Origin of the sequence: Sulfurimonas sp. NWX367 (assembly GCF_039667065.1) — a bacterium.
In the GTDB taxonomy this organism is placed as follows: domain Bacteria; phylum Campylobacterota; class Campylobacteria; order Campylobacterales; family Sulfurimonadaceae; genus Sulfurimonas; species Sulfurimonas hydrogeniphila.
On the sequence record NZ_JALCZM010000002.1, the window covers coordinates 391,512 to 413,475 of the forward strand.

The window sequence follows — 21,964 nt, forward strand, 5'->3', positions numbered from 1 at the left end:
GATGAGAAAGATACTCTGGTTCGGTGTTTTATTTGCAACATTTTTATCTGCAGCAGTCAATTACAAACAAACAAACAACTGTTTGAAATGTCACGGAGGGATTGAGCATATACGGGCGCCTGAATCCGGCATGGCAAAAGCGATTGCAAAAAAAGCAGCCAAAGCAGGGTATCCGAAAAACAGCTGTATTGTCTGTCACGGAGGCAATCCGGCAACAAAACATAAAAGCAAAGCCCATAAAGGAAGTCTGAAATACTTTTTGTCGCATGAAGGCCCCAAAGAGTTTTATCCGGCACCGGGAAGTACCTGGGTCAACAAAAATACCTGTGGAATGTGTCACAAAGAAGAAGTCGCAGCACAAATGAATTCTCTGATGATGACAGAACAGGGAAAAATCCAGGGAGCACTTTGGAGTTTTGGCGGCAAAGAGGGATATAACCATACAGTAGGCACATATCAAACAAAAAATCCGACAGACATTCATGCCAGACTCGGTACAAAAAAGTATCAGGAGTATATGCAAAAACTCTCAAAAATGGAACCGCAGGCATTTCCTAAAGAGATGACCCAGTTGCCTCCCGCTCCAACAGCACAAGAGATTGAAAAAGACCCTTCTTTGGCTGTGTATACCTATTTGCGTCAAGAGTGTCTGCGTTGCCATACAGGAAGCAAAGGGCGTCAAAAAAGAGGTGATTACCGAGGTATAGGCTGTGCAGCCTGTCATATCCCCTATTCAAACGAAGGCTATTATGAGGGTGGCGACAAAAGTATATCGCATAAAGAACGGGGCCATTTGCTTGTGCATCAGATACAGTCATCACGCGAAACAAAAGTTACGGTGCATAAACAGAGTTATTCGGGCATTCCGACAGAGACATGTTCAACATGCCATAATCGCGGAAAGCGTATCGGGGTTTCATATCAGGGACTGATGGAAACTGCTTACAAGGCAACTTTTGACAAAGACGGAAACCCCCAGCCCAAACTTCATACCAAACGATACATTCATATGCAGGGAGATGTGCACTTCAAAAAAGGAATGCTGTGTCAGGATTGCCACACATCCAATGATATGCACGGAGACGGTTTTTTAAGCGGAGCCAATGCCGGTGCTGTAGAGATAGAGTGTCAGGACTGCCACGGAACAACAAAAAAATATCCCTGGGAACTGCCATTGGGTTACAGTGATGAGTTTAAGACATCTCCACAGACAGGAGAAGCCAGAGGCGTTACAAAGACGATGGCAGAGTATCTAAAACAGGGAAGTGTCAATAAACCGGATGAGGGTTATCTGCTTTCGGCACGGGGAAATCCTTTGATACATGCAACCAAAAAAGGCAATGAAGTTATAATGCATTTGGCAAGCGGAAAAGATGTGGTGCTCAAACCGCTCAAACTACTTAAAAAAGAGGAAAAACTCTCAAAAGCCGGACTGCTGGCAATGGACAAGATTACAGCACACAATGACAGACTTGAGTGTTACACCTGTCATGCAACCTGGGCACCGCAGTGTTACGGTTGTCATGTGAAAATTGACTACAGCGGCGGAAAACAAAACCCTGATTATCTGCAGTCTTCTCATGATCATGATATACACGGACAAACAGGTATTATGCGAAAATCATTGAAAAAATATCTGGTTGACGGACAGGTTACCGAAACAAGAAGTTTTTTACGCTGGGAAGATCCGGCTCTGTCCCAAAACGGAGAAGGACGTATAAGCCCGACTGTTCCGGGATGCCAGACAACGATTACCGTTATCGGGAAAGACGGTAAGGCGCTTTTGCAAAATCACATTTTTAAAATACCAAATGTCGAAGGTGCAGGAGCTGAAGGTCAAAATGCCATTGATATGGCACCGATTCAGCCTCATACCATTCAAAAAGAACCAAGAAGCTGTGAAAGCTGTCATGCAATGAAAAAAGCACTCGGGTACGGTATAACAGGTTCGCAAACAACATTTGATCCTTCTGTGGATACTATAGTCGATATCATGAGTGCTGATGGAAAAATAATGCCGACGATTGTAGATGAACAAATTCCTGCCATACCGAATCTTCATTTTGACTACTCAAAATTTTTAGATGAAAACGGAACGCAACTGCAGACTGTCGGGCATCACTGGAAACTTTCACAGCCTCTGAGTCAGGCACAGATTGATAAAACAGACAGAGCAGGAGCCTGTATAGCCTGTCACCAAAGTATACCGGAAGGAAATCTGGCAGTTTCCGCAATGGCACATATTGCAGAGATGGCAAATATAAATATAGACAACAAAGAACATGCCGATATTTTACATAAAGTTTTAAATTTAGCTGCATGGCTTCAGGTAATTCTGGGTGTATTTATTGGTATGCTTGCAATGTACATTTTTTATAGGCTTTTTATTAAAAAGAAGTCTATCAGTTCACGAAACAGAGGATGGAAATAATGAAATATTTTTTACTGTTGGTAACACTTTTAAATGTTACTCTTTTTGCAAATGATATCATTATAAAAGAGAGTACAAAGAGTGTTGATACAACAATACAGAAGATAAAAGACATTGTGACAAAAAAGGGTTTGCGTGTTTTTACTGTAGTTGACCATCAGGCAAATGCAAAACACATCGGGATGCAAATGCGAAGCAGTAAACTGATAATTTTTGGCAATCCTGAAACAGGCACACAACTGATGCAGCAGGATATTGTAACAGGTGTTGATTTGCCTATGAAAATTCTTGTCTACCAAGACAGAGACAAAAAGGTGAAAGTTGCCTACAGAAACGGAAGTTGGCTCAAAGAAGAACACCCGTTGCTCTCAGATAAACTGGTGCAAAAAATAGATAATGCACTTGATAAAATTACAAACAAAGCGATACAATGAGCAGACTGACAAAAGAAGAAGCACTGGATTTAATCCGCAATGCGGATTTAAAAGAGTTAGGAAAGATGGCGACAAACAGAAAAAAAGAGTTGCATCCAAAAGGAATCACGACCTTTGTCATTGACAGAAACATTAACTATACAAACATCTGTTGGGTAGACTGCAAGTTCTGTGCCTTTTACAGACATGAAAAAGATGCGGATGCCTATGTGCTGAGCTTTGACGAGATAGATGCAAAAATAGACGAACTCTTGGAAATCGGCGGGACACAGATACTTTTTCAAGGCGGTGTGCATCCAAAACTCAAAATAGAGTGGTATGAAGATTTGGTGGAACACATTCATCAAAAATACCCGACGATTACGATTCACGGATTCAGTTCCATCGAGTTGGACTTCATCGCCAAAGTTTCGCGTATCAGTATTCAGGAAGTTTTGGCACGTTTAAAAGCAAAAGGACTGGCTTCCATTCCGGGTGCGGGGGCTGAGATACTTTCAGACAAAGTGCGTGACATTATTGCACCCAAAAAGATAGACGCTGAAGTCTGGGTGGATGTTCACAGACAGGCGCATAAACTCGGTATAATGAGTACGGCGACAATGATGTACGGAACAGTTGAGAGTGATGAAGACATCATAGCGCATTTGGATATGGTGCGAAATCTGCAGGATGAAACGGGAGGATTCCGTGCTTTCATTATGTGGAGTTTTCAGGGCAAAAACACGGAACTGCTGCGTCTGATTCCTGACATGGAAAAACCCTCTTCTAACAGATACTTGCGTTTGTTGGCTGTTGCCCGTCTGTATCTTGACAATGTGCCAAATATTCAAAGTTCCTGGGTTACGCAGGGTCCCTATATCGGTCAGATGGCACTCAAATTCGGTGCAAATGATTTGGGAAGCACGATGATGGAAGAAAATGTCGTCAGTTCAGCCGGTGCGGCCTACCATATGGCAAAAGAGGAGATGGTACATCTCATTAAAGACCTGGGTGAAATCCCGGCTGTAAGAAATACGGCATATGAGACTTTAGAGATATTTCAATAATGAAACTTTTTTTTATAATATTAGCAATAGGACAGATAATCATGGCAGCACAAATAGACTATATAGAAGTAAAGGGAATCAAAGTCCCGCTTATTTTTGAGCAGGATAAAAGACTTCCCCTTGTCAACACACAGATTGTGTTTACAAACAGCGGAACGATAACAGATACAAAAATACCGGGATTGGCAAAATTTTCTTCAAAACTTCTCAATGAGGGAACAAAAAAACTGGGTTCCAACGGCTTTTCTGAGGAGCTTGAGTCTCGGGCGATTCACATATCTGCAAATACAGGCAGTGAGACCTTTGTAATTGAAATGAGTTCGCTTAAAGATGAGTTTGAAAATGCCACAAAGTTTTTAAATACTTTGCTGAAAGATCCAAACTACAGTGAAGCAGCGCTTTCCAAAGTCAAAACAATGACGCTTGGTTCACTTAGCCGCAAAGAGAATGACTACGATTATGTTGCATCAAACGAACTCAAAAAACTTCTTTTCCCAGGCACACCGCTGGCACAGCCTGCATCGGGCACGGTAGAGAGCGTAAAAAGCATAGAACTAGAGGATGTAAAAGAGTTTGTGAAGCAGCATTTGGTTGTGGCTAGAGCTATCATTGTCATCGGAGGTGATCTTGATATAAAAGAAGTCAAAGAGAATATGGCCAAAATTTTAAATACACTGCCAAAAGGCAAAAGCGAACCTCTGCCGCATTTTCAAGCGAGTGACAAGCCAAAAGAGAGTATTTTAAAAAGAGAAACAGAACAGGCATACATCTATTTCGGCTCACCGTATAATATGGCTGTAAATGATGAAGAGTATTACAAAGCCAGAGTGGCAACCTTTATACTCGGAACAGGCGGTTTTGGCAGTCGTCTGATGGAAGAGATTCGTGTCAAACGCGGACTTGCCTACTCCGCCTATGCTCGGGTACATGTAAACAAATCTGTTTCGTATATGGACGGATATCTGCAGACAAAACTTGACTCAATGGATGAGGCGAAAAAAACAGTCATAAATGTGATTTCGGAATTTGTTCACAAAGGTGTAAGCAAAGAAGAGCTTGAACAGACAAAGAAATTTCTTCTCGGCAGTGAACCGTTACGGGTAGAAACCATGAGCCAAAGACTGCAACGCACCTTTATGGACTACTACAAAGGTTTTCCTCTGAATCATTCAGAAACAGAACTCAAAAAAATTAAAAAATTAAAGCTCAAAGATTTGAATGATTTTATCAAAAAGCATACAGAGATCCTAGAGCAGAGCTTTGCGATAGTAACGAAGTAGTTTCGTGACACTCATAGGGCAAATCGACAGAATTCTTTTTGAATCCGAGGGCTTTTTCATTGCTGTTTTAAAAAGCGGTGAAAAAATCAGCGGGACCTATTTTGAAAGTGATGTCGAGAGTATTAAAGGGTCTGCTATTACGCTTGAGGGAGAGTGGGTTGAGCATAAAAAGTATGGCAAGACTTTTAAATTTGAGACACTCAAAGTCAACCAGAATGAACTCTTTTTCTTTTTAAATAAAATCATTAAAGGCTTTACAAAAAAACTCTCTGCGGATCTGATAGAACATTTCGGCGCGGAAGAACTTGTAGAAATTTTGGACAATGACATAGAAAAACTGCTGGAGTTCAAAGGCATTAAAGAAAAACGGCTCAAAAAAATCCAGGCTTCATGGAAACAGTTTCGTTCCATGCGTCGGCTGGGGGAGTTTTTAAGCCCTTATGATGTAACACCGGCACTGTTGACAACGATTGCCACCGCGATGAAAGATGTGGACGAGCCGTGCACAAAAATCAAAGAAAATCCCTACATTCTGACAAATATCAACTCCATAGGTTTCAAACGTGCGGATGAACTGGCACTGAAAATGGGCGTGACTCCTGAGAATGAACAGCGTATCAGTTCGGCGATGGATTATGTGCTCTTAAACTACTGTGAGGCACAGGGAAACAGCTGCATAGCAAAAGAGGTGCTTTTTGGCGGTCTGGACGAACTGCTCGGGTTTGTCAACAAAGAAAATCTGTATGAGGCGGCTTTGGTGGAGCGGGTGGCTGAACAAAGTATAGTGATTATGAAAAACGATCGGGTTTCTCCTGTACGTCTGTATGATGCAGAGAAGTTTTTGTATGATGATTTTACAACGCGAGCAAAACTTGACAGCGGCGGATTTGTCAAAGACCTTGATGCTTTTTTGTCTGAGAGTTCTCTCAAGCTCGGCGAACAGCAAAAAACTGCCGTGGAGATGATAAATAAGGGCGCTTCTTTACTTTTTTTGGTCGGCTATGCTGGAACAGGAAAGAGTACGACAAGCAAAACAATTTTAGAACTGCTCAACACCCGATATGATAAAAAAGAGATAATTACCTGTGCTTTGAGTGGCATTGCTTCCCAGCGTATCAGCGACACAACGGGTTTTGAGTCTGCAACAATTCAGTCACTGCTGGTCAAACATGAGGGAAGTGACAAATTTCCCTATTCGGTTGTATTGATTGATGAAGCCTCTATGATAAACTCTTCATTGTTTGCACGGGTGATGCACAAAATTTCTAAAAAGGCCATTGTCATTATTGTCGGAGATGATGCGCAGTTGCCTCCTATCGGAGCGGGAAATGTTTTGAGTGATGTGCTGACACTCGCACTTGCGCCTACTGTGAAACTGACACAGATTTACAGACAGAGTGAAGAACAGGCGATTACCCTCATCGCCAACCAAATTCGTCAGGCAGAGATTCCCGAGTATCGGCAAAAATATGAAGATTTCGAGTTTGTCGATGTCAGTATTCAAAACTACTACGCCTTGAAAAACCAACTCTCACAGGAGGAGTTAAAAAACCTCAGAGAGGACAACTCACAACAGATTATTGCGGAGATTATTCACCGGGTTGTCGAGTCTATAGAAAAAGCCAGATACCGGCTGAGCAACAAACAGATTAAAGAGTATCTGAACTATTTTCAGGTTATTACGCCTATGAAAGGCGGAATATTAGGCTCGAATAATCTCAACAAAGTTTTGCAGGAGTATTTTAATCCCAATCCGAAAAAGTGTGTCAAGCGGGGTGAACTTGAATTTCGTTTGATGGACAAGGTCGTGCATACGAAAAACGAAAATATGGTTTCTTGGAGCGGCGAGGGCTTTAAAGAGGGGGAGGAAGCAAATGAGCGGAGAATTTTTAATGGCATGAGCGGACTCCTTTTTAAAATTGATGAAGAAGAAGAGCAGGTATTTGTTTTTTACCCCAATGAAGATGTAGTGGTTCGTTATGAATATGAAGAGCTGAAATCACATTTGATGCTCTCCTATGCCCTGACGATTCATAAAGTACAGGGCATGGAGTATGATATAGTGGTGATTCCTATGAGTTTTACGCACTATATTATGCACAATACCAAGCTGATATATACCGCCATTACGCGTGCCAAGCACAAATGTATCGTCATAGGCGAGGGCGGAGCCTTTGAAAATGCCTGCAGACGGGTTGATGTAACCAGGAGAGACACGGTACTTTTGGAATTAAAATAATCTTAATTGTGTTAAAATATCTTAGAGTGACTTTTTCGGAACCCGTACTTTTAACGCTAAAGCGTAACTTAGAAAAAAACTAAATTTTTTTCTGCAGTGCGGGCTCTGTGGCTTAAAAGGATAAACCGATGGACTACCAACAAATTCTGCAAGATATTGAGATTGAAATACAGCCGCTTTTTGGAAAAGGAAAAGTGGCCGACTATATTCCTGCACTTGCAGAGGCTGATGCAAAGCAGTTTGCGATGAGCATTACCTTTTTTGACGGAAGTTCTTACCATGTGGGTGCTTCAGAGACACTTTTTTCCATACAGAGTATCTCCAAAGTTTTTACCTTTACGATGGCTTTAAAATATTTCGGTGCAGAGCTTTACAGGCGCGTAGGACGTGAACCTTCGGGAAACCCTTTTAATTCTCTTGTGCAACTCGAATATGAAAACGGGATTCCAAGAAATCCTTTTATCAATGCGGGTGCCATTGTTATAACAGACACGCTTATAAGCCATTATAAAAAAGATACGCTCGCCTTTGATGCCATAGTGGATTTTATACGCTCTATTGCCGATGATACAAGTATAAGTATGGATACAGTCGTAGCAAGTTCAGAAATGCAGCATGCCTACAGGAATCTGGCACTGACAAACCTGATGAAAAGTTTTGGCAATATCGACAATGAAGCGATAACACTGGTGCAGACCTATTTTAATCACTGTGCCCTGGAGATGAATACAAAAATGCTTTCACGCTCTATGCTCTACCTTGCCAACCACGGCATAGACCCCATAAACAAAAAAACCTATGTAACCAAAGCGCAGGCAAAGCGGATAAATGCCGTGATGCTGACCTGTGGACATTATGATGCGTCGGGGGATTTTGCTTTTAAAGTGGGTGTTCCCGGAAAAAGCGGTGTAGGTGGGGGAATTGTAGCCGTCATTCCTCAAAAAATGGGAATCTGTGTCTGGTCACCTGCACTGAATGAACAGGGAAACTCACTCATAGGTACAAAGGCACTGGAGCTTTTTACGACAAAAACGGGGCTTTCGATTTTTTAAAGGAGGAGAGAATGATGTTTGATGAATCTGTAAAGGCGGTGTTGTGTGACATCGGCGGTGTGTTGTATGTAGGCGAGGAGCCTATAAAAGGCGCGGTTGCGGCAATAAGAGAGATAAAAAAGCACTACCCCATACGTTTTTTGACAAATACCACCCAAAAAACCTCTGCACAGGTTGTCAAAAAACTGCAAAAAATGGGCTTTGACATTGAGAGTGAGGAAATTATTACGGCGCTTGACGTGACAAAAATGTTTTTAGCAAAAGAGAAAAGTTCTGCGGAGTTTTTACTGACGGATGATGCGCTCTCTTTTTTTAACGAGCTGAAATATTATGACAAAAAGTATGTCGTTGTCGGAGATGCCCAAGAAAATTTCAATTACAAAAATCTCAACCGTGCATTCAGAAAGCTGATGGAGGGGGCTTCGCTGCTTGCCATTGCAAAAAACAGGTACTTTAAAGATGCGGACAACGAACTGAGTATGGATGCCGGCTGTTTTGTGAGTGCCTTGGAGTATGCCAGCGGACAGAGTGCTTCGCTTATAGGCAAACCAAGCAAAGAATTTTACCATTTGGCCTGTGCGAGTTTACATGTAAAGCCAGAGAAGTGCGTCATGATAGGCGATGATATAGAGAGTGATATAAAAGGAGCACAAGACGCCGGTATAAAAGCGGCTCTTGTCAAAACAGGAAAGTTTTCAAAAAAAGATTTGTCTTTGGGCATCAAGCCTGAGTATCTTTTTGATTCAGTTGCTTCTATTTTGTAGCGTTGTCTACACTGTCCATAACTTTGTTGATAACAGGGGCGATGTAAGACATAGCCGAATCATCTTCAACCGCTTTTTTCAACTGCTCGGTTGTAGAGATTGTTTTTACGTCCGTAATTTTTTTGTTTAAGAGTGTCACAACAACTATTTTTGTTGTATCAATCCCTTTTCTGTACGGTGCTGCAACTTTTTTGTCATCCAAAAGCAGAACAACATGTTTGAAATCTTTGAGTCCAGGAAGAATAAAAAGGCTTCTGATAATGGAAGGTGCCGCACTCACATCGGCTACAAACTGCACATGATGCTCTTGCAGGTAGTTCTGTTTTTGTGTGTTAAAAAAGTCGTTACATGTATGTGCAGGCTCTTTGTCAAAAGCAAAAATCACTTTGTATGTGTCTGCATTGAGTGTATGCGGCTTTTCAAACTGGTCTTTGAGTTTTAGATCTGCCAGACTTTTTGAGACAACGAGTTTTGGTTCTACATTTTTGTTCTCATCACTTTTTGAGCTGCAGCCCAGCAGCAAAAAAGTCGCCAAAAGTCCAATAATTATATTTTTCATATATCTTCTCCGTATTTTTTCAGTATTATAGGTAAAAGTAGTTAATACAAAAGTCCTAAAGTGTAACTATAAGTAAAAATAGAGTAAAATTTTATAAACAAAATGTGGAATAAAGTCGTACTGGTGCGACGGGCTTCCTGCCGAAGGAAACCTAGTGTTAACGTAGAGAATGAAATTACTTTCATACTCGTGATAAAATCAATAGACGGTTTCCTTCATTTTGTAAAACAAAATTAAGGAATTAAAAGATGGCATGGGCAACAGCAAGACATATACTTGTAGAGAGTGAAGAAAAGTGTAATGAATTGAAAAACGAAATACAAAACGGAGCGGATTTTGCGGAGGTGGCAAAAGCAAATTCCACATGTCCTTCTTCGGCAAACGGCGGAGATTTGGGGAAATTCGGACCGGGACAAATGGTTCCTGAATTTGATGAGGCTGTATTTAGCGGGGATGTCGGTGTCGTGTACGGACCGATTCAGACACAGTTTGGCTACCATCTTTTAGAAGTAACAGGCAGAGGATAGGTTATGAATAAACCGGTAAAAGCAGCTGCAATTCAGATGAGTATGAGCGAAGACAAAAACGCCAATGTTTTAAAAGCTGGGCAGTTTGTCCGTGAAGCTGCTGCAAACGGAGCAAATATCATACTTTTACCGGAACTTTTTGAAGGGCTCTATTTTTGCAAAGATATGGACGAAAAATACTTTGCATGGGCACAGCCTTTGAAAAATAACGCACTGATACAACATTTTGCGGCTTTGGCAAAAGAGCTACATGTAGTTGTTTTAGTGAGTTATTTTGAAAAAGCAGATAAAGAGTATTTTAACTCGCTTGTTGTGATCAATGCAGACGGAACGGTGATGGAGAACTACCGAAAAACACATATTCCCGACGGTCCGGGATATGAAGAGAAGTTTTACTTCAAACCGGGAAATACCGGCTTTAAGGTCTATGAAACAGCGTACGGAAAAATCGGGGTAGGCATCTGCTGGGACCAATGGTTCTGTGAAACGGCACGGGCATTGACTTTGATGGGTGCAGAGATTCTGTTTTATCCGACGGCTATAGGGAGTGAACCGGAGATTCATTTGGACTCCAAAGAGCACTGGCAAAGAGTCCAGATGGGGCATGCCGCGACAAATACGGTACCGGTGGTTGTTGCAAACCGTACAGGAGAAGAAAAAGGGGAGAGCTGCAGGCTTACTTTTTACGGTTCTTCTTTTATTACAGACTATACAGGGGCAAAAATTGCAGAGGCTTCCCGTTGGAGAGAAGAGGTTATTTACGCTGAATTTGACCTGGCTGAGAATGCCAAACAAAGAGAATATTGGGGGCTGCTAAGAGACAGACGTCCTGAGATGTATGCTAAAATCTGCTCAAAATAAGTTCTTCCAAATCTTCAAGCTTTGCATTTGTGACATTCTTAAACTGCGTGCGGTTAAAAGTCTGTTGTCTTTTTGCAAGCTGTGCGGTGTGTGTAGAGATAAGAGAGAGCATTTCCTCTTGTTTTATTTTGCCGTCTAAAAAATCAAGCACTTCCATTATGCCGATGGCGCCCATGGCATGGGGTGTTCTTGTATATTTTTGTTCCAAAAAACAAACCTCGTCAATCAGTCCTTTTTCATACATTTTCTGTGTTCTTTTTTGGATGCGTTGGCGCAAAAGATCTCTTTGGACGTCAATATTGTAAATATCTATGTCTTCGATAATGGGCTTTGGCGGATTTTGTCGGAACCATTCACTCGCAGAGATACCCGATGCTTCATAAATCAGGAGCGCTTTTTCTATACGGTATCTGTCACTGGAGGCGATTTTTTGCATATATTCTGGATCTGTTTGTACCAAAAATGCATAACAGGCATCCAGATTTTGCAGTTTCTTCGTTACATGTAAACTGTGTTCCTGTGTAATATCGGGAAGTGTCGAGAGCCCTTCAAGCAAAGATTTGAGGTAAAAAGAGGTGCCGCCGACGATGACGAGATTTTTGTTTTCTTCTTTACATGTAAGGCGTACTTTTTTATACAAATCTATAAAAATATCAACACTGAAATGTTCATTGACAAAAAGTTCATTGATACCGTAATGTTTGATTTGTGTGAGTTCTTCAGAAGAAGGCTTTGCCGAGACGATGTCAATTTCTTTATAGATGCTCAGTGAATCTATGGAGAGAATACAGGCATTTGTCTGTTGTGCAACGCTGATGGCCAAGTCACTTTTTCCCGAGGCCGTTGGTCCTATAATGGCAATCTGTTTGAAACTCATTTGTCTTGATCGATTATTTGCGCGTCTTGCGTTGTTTCATCACTGAGCAGTTTAGGTTCATCTGCAGGTGAAATATTGCCGCTGAGTGCTTTTATAAGCTCACTCTCCTGTTCTTTTCCCAGCTTGCCGCTGGCGACAGTGTCGATAATTTTTTCGGCTATACGCATTTTTGTCATGTTTTCCTGCTGATGAAAATATTTGTCCAGGTTGTCCTGGTAGGCTCTGAGTTTATCATCGTGTCTGCGCTTGAAATAGAGGTAGATAAAATAAGTAGCAATAAGCAGTACAAAAAAGAGTATCAACAGGAGGTAGCGTTTTAATTCCATAGCATCCTGACGCTCCAAATCACGCAGTTTTGCCTCAAAAGCCTCTTTCTCTTTTGCCTGGGCCAAAAGCATTTTTTCTTTCTGTGCTGCTGCTTCAAGTTTTATTTTTTCCAGCAGTTGTGCTTTTTCCATTTTCGCCAGAGTAGTCTGTGCATTTATCTTTGCCAGCTCCTGCTCTTTTTGTGCATCAATTTGTTTGAGTTGTATCTCTTTTGTGTCGGCAACTTTTTCTTCAAAAGCTTTTTTTTGTGCAAGCTGTTTTGCTGCAAGCTCTTCTTTGGATTCAGTGAAATTACAGGCACTGAAAAAGAGGAGCAGAAAAAGAAAAATAGTAAATTTCATAATTGAATAAACCTTATTGTTTTGTTGATTTGAAGAGTAATTATACCAAACTTAATAACTTTGTAAAGCCTTATGGTGTAAACTCAAACAAAAAGATTTATTATGAAACAGTACAATCATATATATACAGATTTGGATGCTTTTCACAGCTTTTTGCAAGAGGCAGCCATTGATGTAAATCAAAAAAATATTTTAATTCAACTGTTCAGCTCTTTGGAATCAAAAGAGGCACTGCAAAAAACCGCTGCAGAGATATATACGACTTTTACAGATGCCCTGCTCATCGGTGCTTCTGCGGCAGGAGAAATTGCAAACGGAGAGATGCTCGACAGCAGTACGGTTGTCAGCATAACACTTTTTGAAAAAACAACGCTGTATGCATATTATGAAAGAGGAGAGGACTCTTATAGACTCGGGCACACTTTGTCAAAAAAGATTTTTGGCAAAGATACAAAATGTGTCATTACCTTTTTGGACGGTCTGCAGCATAACGGAGAGGAGTATCTTGAAGGGCTTGCCTCCTGTAATTTCAATCATGCGGTCATTGCCGGAGGGATGGCTGCAGATATGCTTCATTTTCAGCAGACCTATACAGTCTTTGAAGACAAAGTGTTTGACGGTGGTGCTGTATGTGTTACCCTGCAAGGGGAGGCACTGGAAGTGTTTCAGGATTATAACCTGGGTTGGAGAGCTGTCGGTCCGACTTTTATGATTACAAAATCCGAAGGTGCAAGAGTCTATGAAATCGATCACCGTCCTATCAAAGATGTGTATGCCGAAGTGCTTGGTGATTTCGCCGTGGACAATATGCCGGCTTCAACGATAGAATTTCCGCTCATCTGCCAGGAAAAAGATATGCCTGTCGCAAGATCCATGCTCAGTGTGTTTGATGACGGAAGTTTATTGTACGGTGGTAATTTGGCGGAGGGAGAAGAGGTGCGTTTTGGCATAGGCAGCAGAACTCTTGTGAACCAGTATACTCTCAAAGAAGGCATAACGGATACAGACTCTTTGCAGGCCTGCTTTATATACTCCTGTATTGCAAGAAAACAGTTTTTGGACAAAGAGCTGGAGAAAATATTTCGATTGCTTGAGAATATTGCACCCACCAGCGGTTTTTTTACCTTTGGAGAGTTTTTCTTAAATGAAAAAAAAGCAAGACTGCTCAATATCACGACAACAATTTTATTTTTGCGTGAAAAAGGGACCCAAACACGCAAGCATACGCTCAATGAAAAAAGAAAACTGAAAAACAGTTCCAAAACAGACAGTGCTCTTTTTAATCTGATTGACTATGTGACAACCGAGTTGAAGGAAAAAGAGAAGCACTTTAAAGCGTCAAAGTTTAAACTTGACGAGTTTTTAAAAGCACTTGACAGTGTTGTTATTATTTCAAGAACAGACACTCTGGGAAACATTACCTATGTGAATGAACGTTTTGAAGAGGTGAGCGGGTATAAAAAAGAAGAACTTATCGGTCAGTCGCACAGTATTGTCCGTGATCCGGATGTGCCTGACGAGGTCTTTGCCGAGATGTGGAGAGAAATAAAAAAAGGAAATATCTGGCAGGGAGAGTTTGCCAACAGAGCAAAAGACGGCAGCAGTTACTATGTCAAAAGCTCTATTATTCCCATTCATGATGAAAATAATGAGATTATAGAATATATGGCAATTCGTGAAGATGTAACCTCTTTGGTGGAGAGCAGAAAAAAGGCTGAAGCAGCCGAAACAGCACAGGCAATGTTTTTGGCAAATATGAGTCATGAAATCAGAACTCCGATGAACGGAATTTTGGGTTTTACGGAGCTGCTGAGTAAAACACGGCTGGATGCGACACAGGAAAAATATCTCAATGTTATCAGCTCTTCGACAAAAACGCTGCTCAATATTGTCAATGATATTTTAGACTCTTCAAAAATAACCAACAATAAAATCTCACTTGAAAAGGTGCCGTTGAATCCTTTTGTGGAATTTGCAACAACCTATGAACTGCTCAAATCGGTAGCAGACGAAAAAGGCCTGCACTATACACTTGAAATTGACAATGCCATCTCTGCATGTTTGTACAGTGATGCTACCCGCCTGCGACAGGTCATGATAAATCTACTCTCAAATGCCATTAAATTTACTCCCGAATGCGGTACTGTGAAGTTGAGTATATCTTTGGTCAGGGAAACTGCGACACAGCAAAGACTTCATTTTAGTATCAAAGACAGTGGCATTGGCATTGCACAGGACAAACTCGAAGAGATATTCAAGCCTTTTGCCCAGGCGGAGACATCGATAACGAGAAGATTCGGAGGAACAGGACTCGGTTTGAGCATCAGTGCTGATCTGCTTCATGTATTTGGCAGTGAACTGCGGGTAGAGTCTGTTGAAGACAAAGGCAGTGAATTTTTCTTTTATCTGGATTTTGATCTGTGTGATGCGGATGAAGAAACGCTCCAGGAAGACAATATATATGGAGAGTGTCAGCAAGAGGGGGTATGTGACAAGCTCTCTTTACATGTACTTGTCGCAGAAGATTATGAAATAAACAGAATGCTGATAGAATCAATTTTCAGGAAGTATACAAATATAACCCTCGAATTTGCACATAACGGGAAAGAGGCCGTGGATAAAGTGGCACAAAACGAGTATGATCTGGTTTTTATGGATATAAATATGCCGGTGATGAATGGTCTTGAAGCGACAAAACTTATACGCAAAGAACTGCAGTCTGATGTTGCCATTGTGGCACTGACGGCAAATGCCATCAAAGGAGACCGGGAAAAATTTCTTGCCTGCGGTATGAATGAGTATCTGAGCAAGCCGATAGACAGTGAGGAACTGGAAACGATTTTGTCAAAATACTCAAGACAACACAGAGATGTCATACAGATAGATATAGAAAAAATCTTACTGCAGGTAAATAAAAAAGTAGGTGTCAGCAAAGAGGTCGGATTAAAACTTTTGAGGTTGTTTTTAGAGAGTCTGCATGAGCTTGTACCTCTTCTTGAAGATGCCTTTGTTCGCGAAGACAACAAAAAAATATATGAGACGGCACACAAAATAAAAGGTGCGGCAGGGGCACTTTTTCTTGAGGAACTCTACACCCTCATGCAAGAGACAGAAAAGAGTGCCTTGGAAGAAAATGCTTTGCAACACAAAAACAAAACAGAAGTGCTTTATGAATATATTGAAGCATTTGAAACAGGAGTTGCACAATATCATTAAAATTTAAATCACATTTAGATAGAATATAAAAAAGAGTGAAGATGAGGTTTGATTTGCAGCGGATACTACAAAAAGCAAAAGATTTTAATGAACTTGTGATGTTTGAACACTCCGTCTTTTCCCTGCCATTCATTTTTATAGCGATGATAGTGGCAGCGGATGGTTGGTTCGGTTTATGGCTTTTGGTTCTTGGTGTTTTGGCGGCACTCAGTGCGAGAAACTTTGCAATGGGTGTAAACCGTTATGCCGATCGTGATATTGATGCAAAAAACCCAAGAACAAGCAGCCGTCCGAATGTAGACGGACGGCTTGACAGGGGAAGCATACTTATATTTGTCATTGTAAATGCGCTTATTTTTATTGCCGTAGCCTATATGATAAATTCTCTTGCCTTTGCTTTGAGTTTTCCTATTTTATTTGTTCTGGCTGCATACTCTTATTTTAAGCGTTTTTCGTCTTTGGCACATGTGGTTTTGGGTATAGCGCTCGGACTGGCCCCGATTGCCGGAGTGGTTGCGGTCAATGCGGCTATACCTTTATGGTCTGTATTGCTTTCTTTGGGTGTCATTTTTTGGGTGGCTGGATTTGACCTGCTCTATTCTTTACAGGATATAGATTTTGACAAAGATAATGATCTTTACTCTATTCCGTCGCGTTACGGAGCAGATGCAACACTCTTCATTTCTGCTCTTTTTCATGCCTTGGCCGTTTTGTTCTGGCTGCTTTTTGTATGGGCGGCAGATCTTGGCATGTTTGCGTACGCAGCGGCTTTGGGCAGTGGTTTTGTACTTTATTATGAGCAAATGCTTGTACGAAAAGATTTTACAAAAATAGACCGTGCTTTTTTTACCGTCAACGGCTATCTGGGCATTGCCTTTTTAATTTTAATTATTATTGACAGGACACTCTCATGAATAAACCCCGTTTAGTTCCCGCACCGATTGCTATAGTTTTTTCAGAAGCCGATTTAAACAAAGACGCATATGAAAGAGAGTATCAGCAACTCAGTGAAAGTGATGATGATCCGATTTCACAGTGGCTCAAGCTTGCAAAAGCCCGAGGTGAAACAGCAGAAAGCGATCCTGTTTTGCTGAACCTTATGGTGGAACTTCACCGAAAAATAGACGCTTTGGAGATGTTTTTAAAAAATGAAACACCAAAAAGGCTCTCTTTGACAAATGAAGCGCATATTCGTGCTATCGGATTTGAACATTTTGAACTCGAAGAACCTATGCTGCAAGAAGGAAAAGAGTATTATGGACGCATTAGTATGCCGGTACATCCCAAACGTGATATCGGTGTGTTTTTTAAGGCACTTTCTCCAAATTTGGCACAGATTGTCAGAATGCATGAGCGTGATGAAAAAGAGTGGGCTGCTTACCTGACTGCACGTGAACGTATATTAATCCGTGAATCCAAAGAGAAAAAACAGTGAATTTGGATCAATTCAGTTTCAATATAGAATATCTTATTGTCATACTCGGTGCGATTATTCTCTATCTGCTCTATTATGTCTATACAAAAGATGCCGAGTATTCAAAAAACATTCGCTCAGTTGCTTCTGTGGTTGAAGATTTAAACAGAGAGTTTTATTATCTGAAAAAAAAACTTGATCAGACACAAAGCAGTATAAAAGACAATTCACAAAGAATGACTGATGAGGAGATTTATCAGGAAATAGAACGCAGTGTATATGATATGGTGCATCCGCTCTCTTTGGCGATAAAGCAGCTGCAAAACAATATCAATATCATTGAACATGAAATACAAAACAAAATACTGCAGCTTGAAAGCGGTGTCAAGCAGATCTCTATTCCTGCATCTATTCACGGGAATGATGATGAAAAAATTATATCTTTGTTTAAACAGGGTGTTTCAATTGAGACAATTTCCAAAGAACTGCACCTTTCCAAACCCGAAGTGGAATTTGTATTAAAAATAAATAAGATAAAGTAGAGCAAGCGTGAACGCAGACAGAAAGCTTTTTACCCTCGTGTCACTTTTGATTGGTATCAGTATAGTACTTTCGTATACGCTGACGCCGTATACTACACTCTTGTTTGGCGTGAATGAATTTCATTTTGCGATAAGACAGACTGTTTTTGGGCTCATGAGTCTGATCATAATTTTTATGCTTTCACAGCTTGATCCGGACAGATGGCTCAAACCCATAGGTTTCACTCTCTTTTTTGGTTCTCTGATTTTAATGATAGCCATGCCTTTTTTGCCTGAAAGTATTGTTTCTGAAGTCGGCGGAGCAAAACGATGGATTAAAATAGCCGGCTTTTCGCTTGCTCCTGTTGAGTTTTTCAAAGTGGGCTTTATCTATTTTCTGGCCTGGAGCTTCTCCCGAAAACTCGGGCATCATGACGGTATGGGACTGAGTGGCGAGTTTAAAAGATTTATGCCCTATGCTGTTATTTTCTTAGGGGCAATGTTTATTATAGCCTTTTTGCAAAAAGATTTGGGTCAGGTTGTTGTTCTCGGAGCTACTTTGCTTTTTATGCTGATTTTTGCAGGGAGCAGTTTTCGGTTTTTCTTTTCTATCCTGGGTGTGATTTTTGGAGCAGTTATCCTCTTTATTGTAACGGCACAGCACAGAATACTCAGGATAAAATCATGGTGGGCTTTGGCACAAAACTCTGTGCTTGATCTTTTGCCTGATGCGATTGCCGATAAACTTCGGGTGCCTGTTGAAGTTGAACCATATCAGATAGGGCACTCTCTCAATGCTATACACAATGGCGGTCTTTTTGGTACAGGCCTTGCAAACGGAACATTTAAACTCGGTTTTTTAAGTGAGGTACATACGGACTTTGTTTTGGCAGGACTTGCGGAAGAGTTTGGATTTTTTGGTGTTTTATGTGTTGTTTTCATCTTTTTGTGGATGATTCAGCGTATATTTAAAATAGCCAACAGAACCAAAGATACAAGTATATATCTCTTTAGTATCGGCATCGGACTGATCCTCTCCTTTTCTTTCTTGGTAAATGCCTATGGAATAAGCGGTATAACGCCTATTAAAGGGATTTCTGTTCCTTTTCTCTCTTATGGCGGTTCGGCAATGCTTGGTGCTGCTTTTGGTGTTGGTATGGTGTTGATGGCATCGAAAAAAGCAAAAATGAATTAAGGAAAAGCGGGTATGAAACTATGTATTACAGGCGGCGGAACAGGCGGGCATTTGATGATTGCCGAAGCTTTGTCAGAGGCTGCTGTAGCTGATGGACATGAGGTGATTTTTGTCGGTTCGACCTCGGGACAGGACAGAAAATATTTTCAAAAATACAGTAATTTTTCAAATGTCTATTTTTTAGAAACAACAGGTGTTGTGAACAAAAAGGGTATTGCAAAGATAAACGCACTCTATAAGGTTTTTCAAGCCTTCTTGGAGGCAAGAAAGATTCTGAAAAAACATAAAATACAAGCAGTTTACAGTGTTGGCGGATTTTCTGCGGCACCGGCATCTTTTGCTTCTTTGAGCCTTTTTATACCGCTTTTTATTCATGAGCAAAATTCGGTTGAGGGCAGACTCAACAGGCTTTTAAAAAAATATGCCAAAAGTTTCATTTCTGCTTATGACAAAAATTCTCCTGTAAAGGGGTATCCTGTCAAAGAGTTTTTTTATAAAAATGCCAGGTGCAGAGACAAACTGAAAACCATTATATTTTTAGGCGGTTCTCATGGGGCAAAGGCAATTAATGATTTGGCTTTACATGTAGCCTATAAGTTGCAAAAGATGGATATTGCCATCATACACCAGGCCGGAGAGGCTGATTATGAAAGGGTCAGGCAGGAGTATGACAGACTTGGTGTTTCAGTTGAGCTTTATGGATTTACAAAAAAACTGCCGGAGTTGATTACACGTGCCGATTTGGCTGTTTCGCGTGCAGGCGCTTCAACACTTTGGGAACTCACAGCAAACGGGTGTCCTGCGTTTTTTGTTCCCTATCCGCATGCTGCAGGTGATCATCAGTATTATAATGCGCAGTTTCTTGTCAAAGACAATGTGGCATGGTGCGAACGTGAAGGGAAAAATTTGAAACCAAAACTAATCAAGGTACTTAAAAATCCGCAACTCAAAGAAAAAAGTGAAAAGCTCCTGCACTACACAAACGGGAATGTCGCACAGCAAATGATTCAAGATGTACAAAAGAAGATGAAATGATACAGGAACTGGCGCAGGATTTGGTAGATTTGATATTTGACTGGGGATATCCCGGCATTTTTATTATGATGGCGATTGAATCTTCTTTTATTCCTTTTCCGAGTGAAATTGTTTTGGTTCCTGCCGGATATCTGGCAGCAAAAGGAGATATGAGTATAGCGTACATTATGGGAAGTGCTTTGGGCGGCTCTTTGGTTGGAGCTTTTGTGAATTACTATCTGGCACTGACACTGGGACGTAAATTTCTTTTGAAATTCGGGAAATATTTTTTTATTTTTCCAGAGACACTTGATAAAATGGAAAATTATTTTCAAAGCCACGGGCATATCTCTACTTTTACAGGCAGGCTTATTCCGGGAATTCGGCAGCTTATTTCGATTCCGGCAGGGCTTGCCCGCATGAATATCGTTGAGTTTTCTCTTTTTACCACGCTGGGAGCCGGAATCTGGGCGCTGATTTTGACACTTTTGGGCTATTTTATAGGAGAAAATGAGACGCTTATACAAGAATACTTAAAAGAGATAACTATAATAGTTTTTGTTTTGTTGGTAATATTAGTCTGGATATACTACACTTATCAAAAAAGAAAGGCATAAGATATGGATTATATGTTTACGCAGGGGTTTTTGGGAACAAGAGCCCCTTTGTTTATGGATGTTGTGACACTTATTGTAGCAGTTTTGCCATTATTGGTATATGGAGCAATATCTTTGGCAAGAAAAAAGCTTTACAGGGCGCACGGAATTATTCAAAATACCATTTTTGCAGTATCGGTCATTGTCGTCGGATACTTTGAATACGGTGTCCGTATGGGCGGAGGATTTGATGCTTTTATGGAAGGAAGCGGTGTTTCACATACTTACGCTTCTCTTGTACTGGGCTTACATGTAATCATAGCCGTACTTACATTGGTATACTGGAGTCGTACAATAGCAAAAGCAAATTATCAGGTTATAAAAGGAGTGCTTCCTGGGTTAAAGTCCAATGAGCATAAATTATTGGCTTTGAAAACTTTTTTGGGTATAGTTTTTACTTCATTTAGCGGTATTTGGGTATATTTGCTGTTGTTTGTTTACTAGCAATAGCGCTTTTAAAGCAATTAGCCGGCACTGCAGAAAAAAATTTAGTTTTTTTCTAAGTTACGCTTTAGCGTTAAAAGTACCGGTTCCGAAGTACATATTGATATTTTTTCGGAATTAGTACGTCAGTGCGGACTTGAGAGTGGCTTCGAAGGCGGTTTACTGGAACCCGTACTTTAGTGCGGGCTGAGGGCGGCTTTGAAGACGGTTTACTGGAACCCGTACTTTAGTGCGGGCTGAGAGTGGCTTTGAAGTTTGCATGTTAAATTTATTTTTAGGAGGAAAGAAAATGATAGAAGTTGGAGAGAAGGCACCGGATTTTTGCCTGCCGAATCAGGATGATGTTGAGATGTGTCTGCGGGATTTAAAAGGAAAATGGATAGTGTTGTATTTTTACCCGAGAGACAATACCCCGGGATGTACAACAGAAGCCTGTGAGTTTACGGAGGCTGCTCCGGATTTTTCATCATTGGATGCGGTGATTCTTGGGGTGAGTGCAGACAGTACGAAAAAGCACAGGAACTTCATAGAAAAACACAATTTAGGCATTACGCTTTTGAGTGATGAAAGTACCGAGATGATGCAGAAGTACGGTGTGTGGCAGTTGAAGAAAAACTATGGCAAAGAGTATATGGGCATTGTCCGTTCCACATTCATTATAGACCCTGAGGGCATTGTGCGTGCGAAATGGGAAAAAGTGCGTGTCAAAGGACATGTAGAAGCTGTCAAAGAAAAACTCAAAGAACTGCAGCAGTCATAAAACCGG

21 protein-coding genes are annotated in these 21,964 nt (G+C 40.9%); 18 read left to right on the forward strand and 3 right to left on the reverse strand.

Annotated elements, in window-relative coordinates; translation table 11 throughout:
- Position 1: 1 nt before the first annotated feature.
- From MNY28_RS06650 to MNY28_RS06680, 7 genes are all read left to right on the forward strand, one after another.
- Positions 2-2,431: a multiheme c-type cytochrome gene (locus tag MNY28_RS06650; RefSeq protein ID WP_346389284.1), complete on the forward strand. Its 2,430-nt coding sequence runs from the start codon at positions 2-4 to the stop codon at positions 2,429-2,431.
- Positions 2,431-2,865, forward strand: coding sequence for a DUF302 domain-containing protein (locus MNY28_RS06655; protein ID WP_151901094.1), 435 nt, complete (start codon positions 2,431-2,433; stop codon positions 2,863-2,865). Before MNY28_RS06650 ends, MNY28_RS06655 begins: the two co-directional genes overlap by 1 nt.
- Complete coding sequence (locus MNY28_RS06660) at positions 2,862-3,911, forward strand: dehypoxanthine futalosine cyclase (RefSeq protein ID WP_151901093.1); 1,050 nt, start codon at positions 2,862-2,864, stop codon at positions 3,909-3,911. The genes MNY28_RS06655 and MNY28_RS06660 overlap by 4 nt, the downstream gene beginning before the upstream one ends.
- Positions 3,911-5,191: a pitrilysin family protein gene (locus MNY28_RS06665; protein ID WP_346389285.1), complete on the forward strand. Its 1,281-nt coding sequence runs from the start codon at positions 3,911-3,913 to the stop codon at positions 5,189-5,191. Before MNY28_RS06660 ends, MNY28_RS06665 begins: the two co-directional genes overlap by 1 nt.
- A gap of 4 nt (positions 5,192-5,195) precedes the next feature.
- Positions 5,196-7,430 (forward strand): AAA family ATPase, encoded by a 2,235-nt coding sequence (locus tag MNY28_RS06670; protein ID WP_346389286.1) that lies wholly within the window; start codon positions 5,196-5,198, stop codon positions 7,428-7,430.
- Positions 7,431-7,558: 128 nt separating this feature from the next.
- Positions 7,559-8,482 carry a glutaminase gene (locus MNY28_RS06675; protein ID WP_346389287.1) on the forward strand — a complete coding sequence of 308 codons (924 nt, stop codon included), beginning with the start codon at positions 7,559-7,561 and terminating at the stop codon, positions 8,480-8,482.
- 11 nt (positions 8,483-8,493) lie between these two features.
- The gene (locus tag MNY28_RS06680) at positions 8,494-9,246 is read left to right on the forward strand and encodes a TIGR01458 family HAD-type hydrolase (RefSeq protein WP_346389288.1); all 753 of its coding nucleotides are present in this window, start codon (positions 8,494-8,496) and stop codon (positions 9,244-9,246) included.
- Here the strand turns inward: MNY28_RS06680 and MNY28_RS06685 are convergent.
- Positions 9,236-9,805, reverse strand: coding sequence for a hypothetical protein (locus MNY28_RS06685; RefSeq protein WP_346389289.1), 570 nt, complete (start codon positions 9,803-9,805; stop codon positions 9,236-9,238). The genes MNY28_RS06680 and MNY28_RS06685 overlap by 11 nt on opposite strands.
- A gap of 248 nt (positions 9,806-10,053) precedes the next feature.
- On the opposite strand from MNY28_RS06685, the gene MNY28_RS06690 reads away from it, so the two are divergent.
- Together MNY28_RS06690 and aguB are read left to right on the forward strand one after the other, a co-directional pair.
- Positions 10,054-10,332 carry a peptidylprolyl isomerase gene (locus MNY28_RS06690; protein WP_151901089.1) on the forward strand — a complete coding sequence of 93 codons (279 nt, stop codon included), beginning with the start codon at positions 10,054-10,056 and terminating at the stop codon, positions 10,330-10,332.
- A 3-nt stretch (positions 10,333-10,335) separates the two neighbouring features.
- The gene (aguB, locus tag MNY28_RS06695; protein WP_346389290.1) at positions 10,336-11,193 is read left to right on the forward strand and encodes an N-carbamoylputrescine amidase; all 858 of its coding nucleotides are present in this window, start codon (positions 10,336-10,338) and stop codon (positions 11,191-11,193) included.
- Here the strand turns inward: aguB and miaA are convergent.
- Both miaA and MNY28_RS06705 read right to left on the reverse strand, forming a co-directional pair.
- Positions 11,174-12,070 (reverse strand): tRNA (adenosine(37)-N6)-dimethylallyltransferase MiaA, encoded by an 897-nt coding sequence (gene miaA, locus MNY28_RS06700; protein ID WP_346389291.1) that lies wholly within the window; start codon positions 12,068-12,070, stop codon positions 11,174-11,176. The two genes, aguB and miaA, sit on opposite strands and share 20 nt — an antisense overlap.
- Positions 12,067-12,738, reverse strand: coding sequence for a hypothetical protein (locus MNY28_RS06705; protein WP_151901086.1), 672 nt, complete (start codon positions 12,736-12,738; stop codon positions 12,067-12,069). Before MNY28_RS06705 ends, miaA begins: the two co-directional genes overlap by 4 nt.
- A gap of 102 nt (positions 12,739-12,840) precedes the next feature.
- Between MNY28_RS06705 and MNY28_RS06710 the strand changes: the two genes are divergently transcribed.
- The 9 genes from MNY28_RS06710 (at position 12,841) to bcp (ending at position 21,958) form a co-directional block, all read left to right on the forward strand.
- Positions 12,841-15,954, forward strand: coding sequence for an FIST N-terminal domain-containing protein (locus tag MNY28_RS06710; protein WP_346389292.1), 3,114 nt, complete (start codon positions 12,841-12,843; stop codon positions 15,952-15,954).
- A 53-nt stretch (positions 15,955-16,007) separates the two neighbouring features.
- Complete coding sequence (mqnP, locus tag MNY28_RS06715) at positions 16,008-16,868, forward strand: menaquinone biosynthesis prenyltransferase MqnP (protein ID WP_346389293.1); 861 nt, start codon at positions 16,008-16,010, stop codon at positions 16,866-16,868.
- Complete coding sequence (locus tag MNY28_RS06720; RefSeq protein WP_151901083.1) at positions 16,865-17,389, forward strand: hypothetical protein; 525 nt, start codon at positions 16,865-16,867, stop codon at positions 17,387-17,389. The genes mqnP and MNY28_RS06720 overlap by 4 nt, the downstream gene beginning before the upstream one ends.
- A complete protein-coding gene (locus tag MNY28_RS06725) occupies positions 17,386-17,910 on the forward strand; it encodes a hypothetical protein (RefSeq protein WP_346389294.1) in 525 nt (174 codons plus the stop codon). The genes MNY28_RS06720 and MNY28_RS06725 overlap by 4 nt, the downstream gene beginning before the upstream one ends.
- Before the next feature lie 7 nt (positions 17,911-17,917).
- Positions 17,918-19,084 (forward strand): FtsW/RodA/SpoVE family cell cycle protein, encoded by a 1,167-nt coding sequence (locus tag MNY28_RS06730; RefSeq protein WP_151901081.1) that lies wholly within the window; start codon positions 17,918-17,920, stop codon positions 19,082-19,084.
- 12 nt (positions 19,085-19,096) lie between these two features.
- Positions 19,097-20,119, forward strand: a complete 1,023-nt coding sequence (gene murG / locus MNY28_RS06735; protein ID WP_346389295.1) for an undecaprenyldiphospho-muramoylpentapeptide beta-N-acetylglucosaminyltransferase — start codon at positions 19,097-19,099, stop codon at positions 20,117-20,119.
- Positions 20,116-20,715, forward strand: a complete 600-nt coding sequence (locus MNY28_RS06740) for a DedA family protein (RefSeq protein ID WP_346389296.1) — start codon at positions 20,116-20,118, stop codon at positions 20,713-20,715. The genes murG and MNY28_RS06740 overlap by 4 nt, the downstream gene beginning before the upstream one ends.
- A gap of 3 nt (positions 20,716-20,718) precedes the next feature.
- The gene (locus tag MNY28_RS06745; protein WP_346389297.1) at positions 20,719-21,198 is read left to right on the forward strand and encodes a DUF420 domain-containing protein; all 480 of its coding nucleotides are present in this window, start codon (positions 20,719-20,721) and stop codon (positions 21,196-21,198) included.
- Positions 21,199-21,487: 289 nt separating this feature from the next.
- Complete coding sequence (gene bcp / locus MNY28_RS06750) at positions 21,488-21,958, forward strand: thioredoxin-dependent thiol peroxidase (protein WP_151901077.1); 471 nt, start codon at positions 21,488-21,490, stop codon at positions 21,956-21,958.
- Positions 21,959-21,964 lie beyond the last annotated feature (6 nt).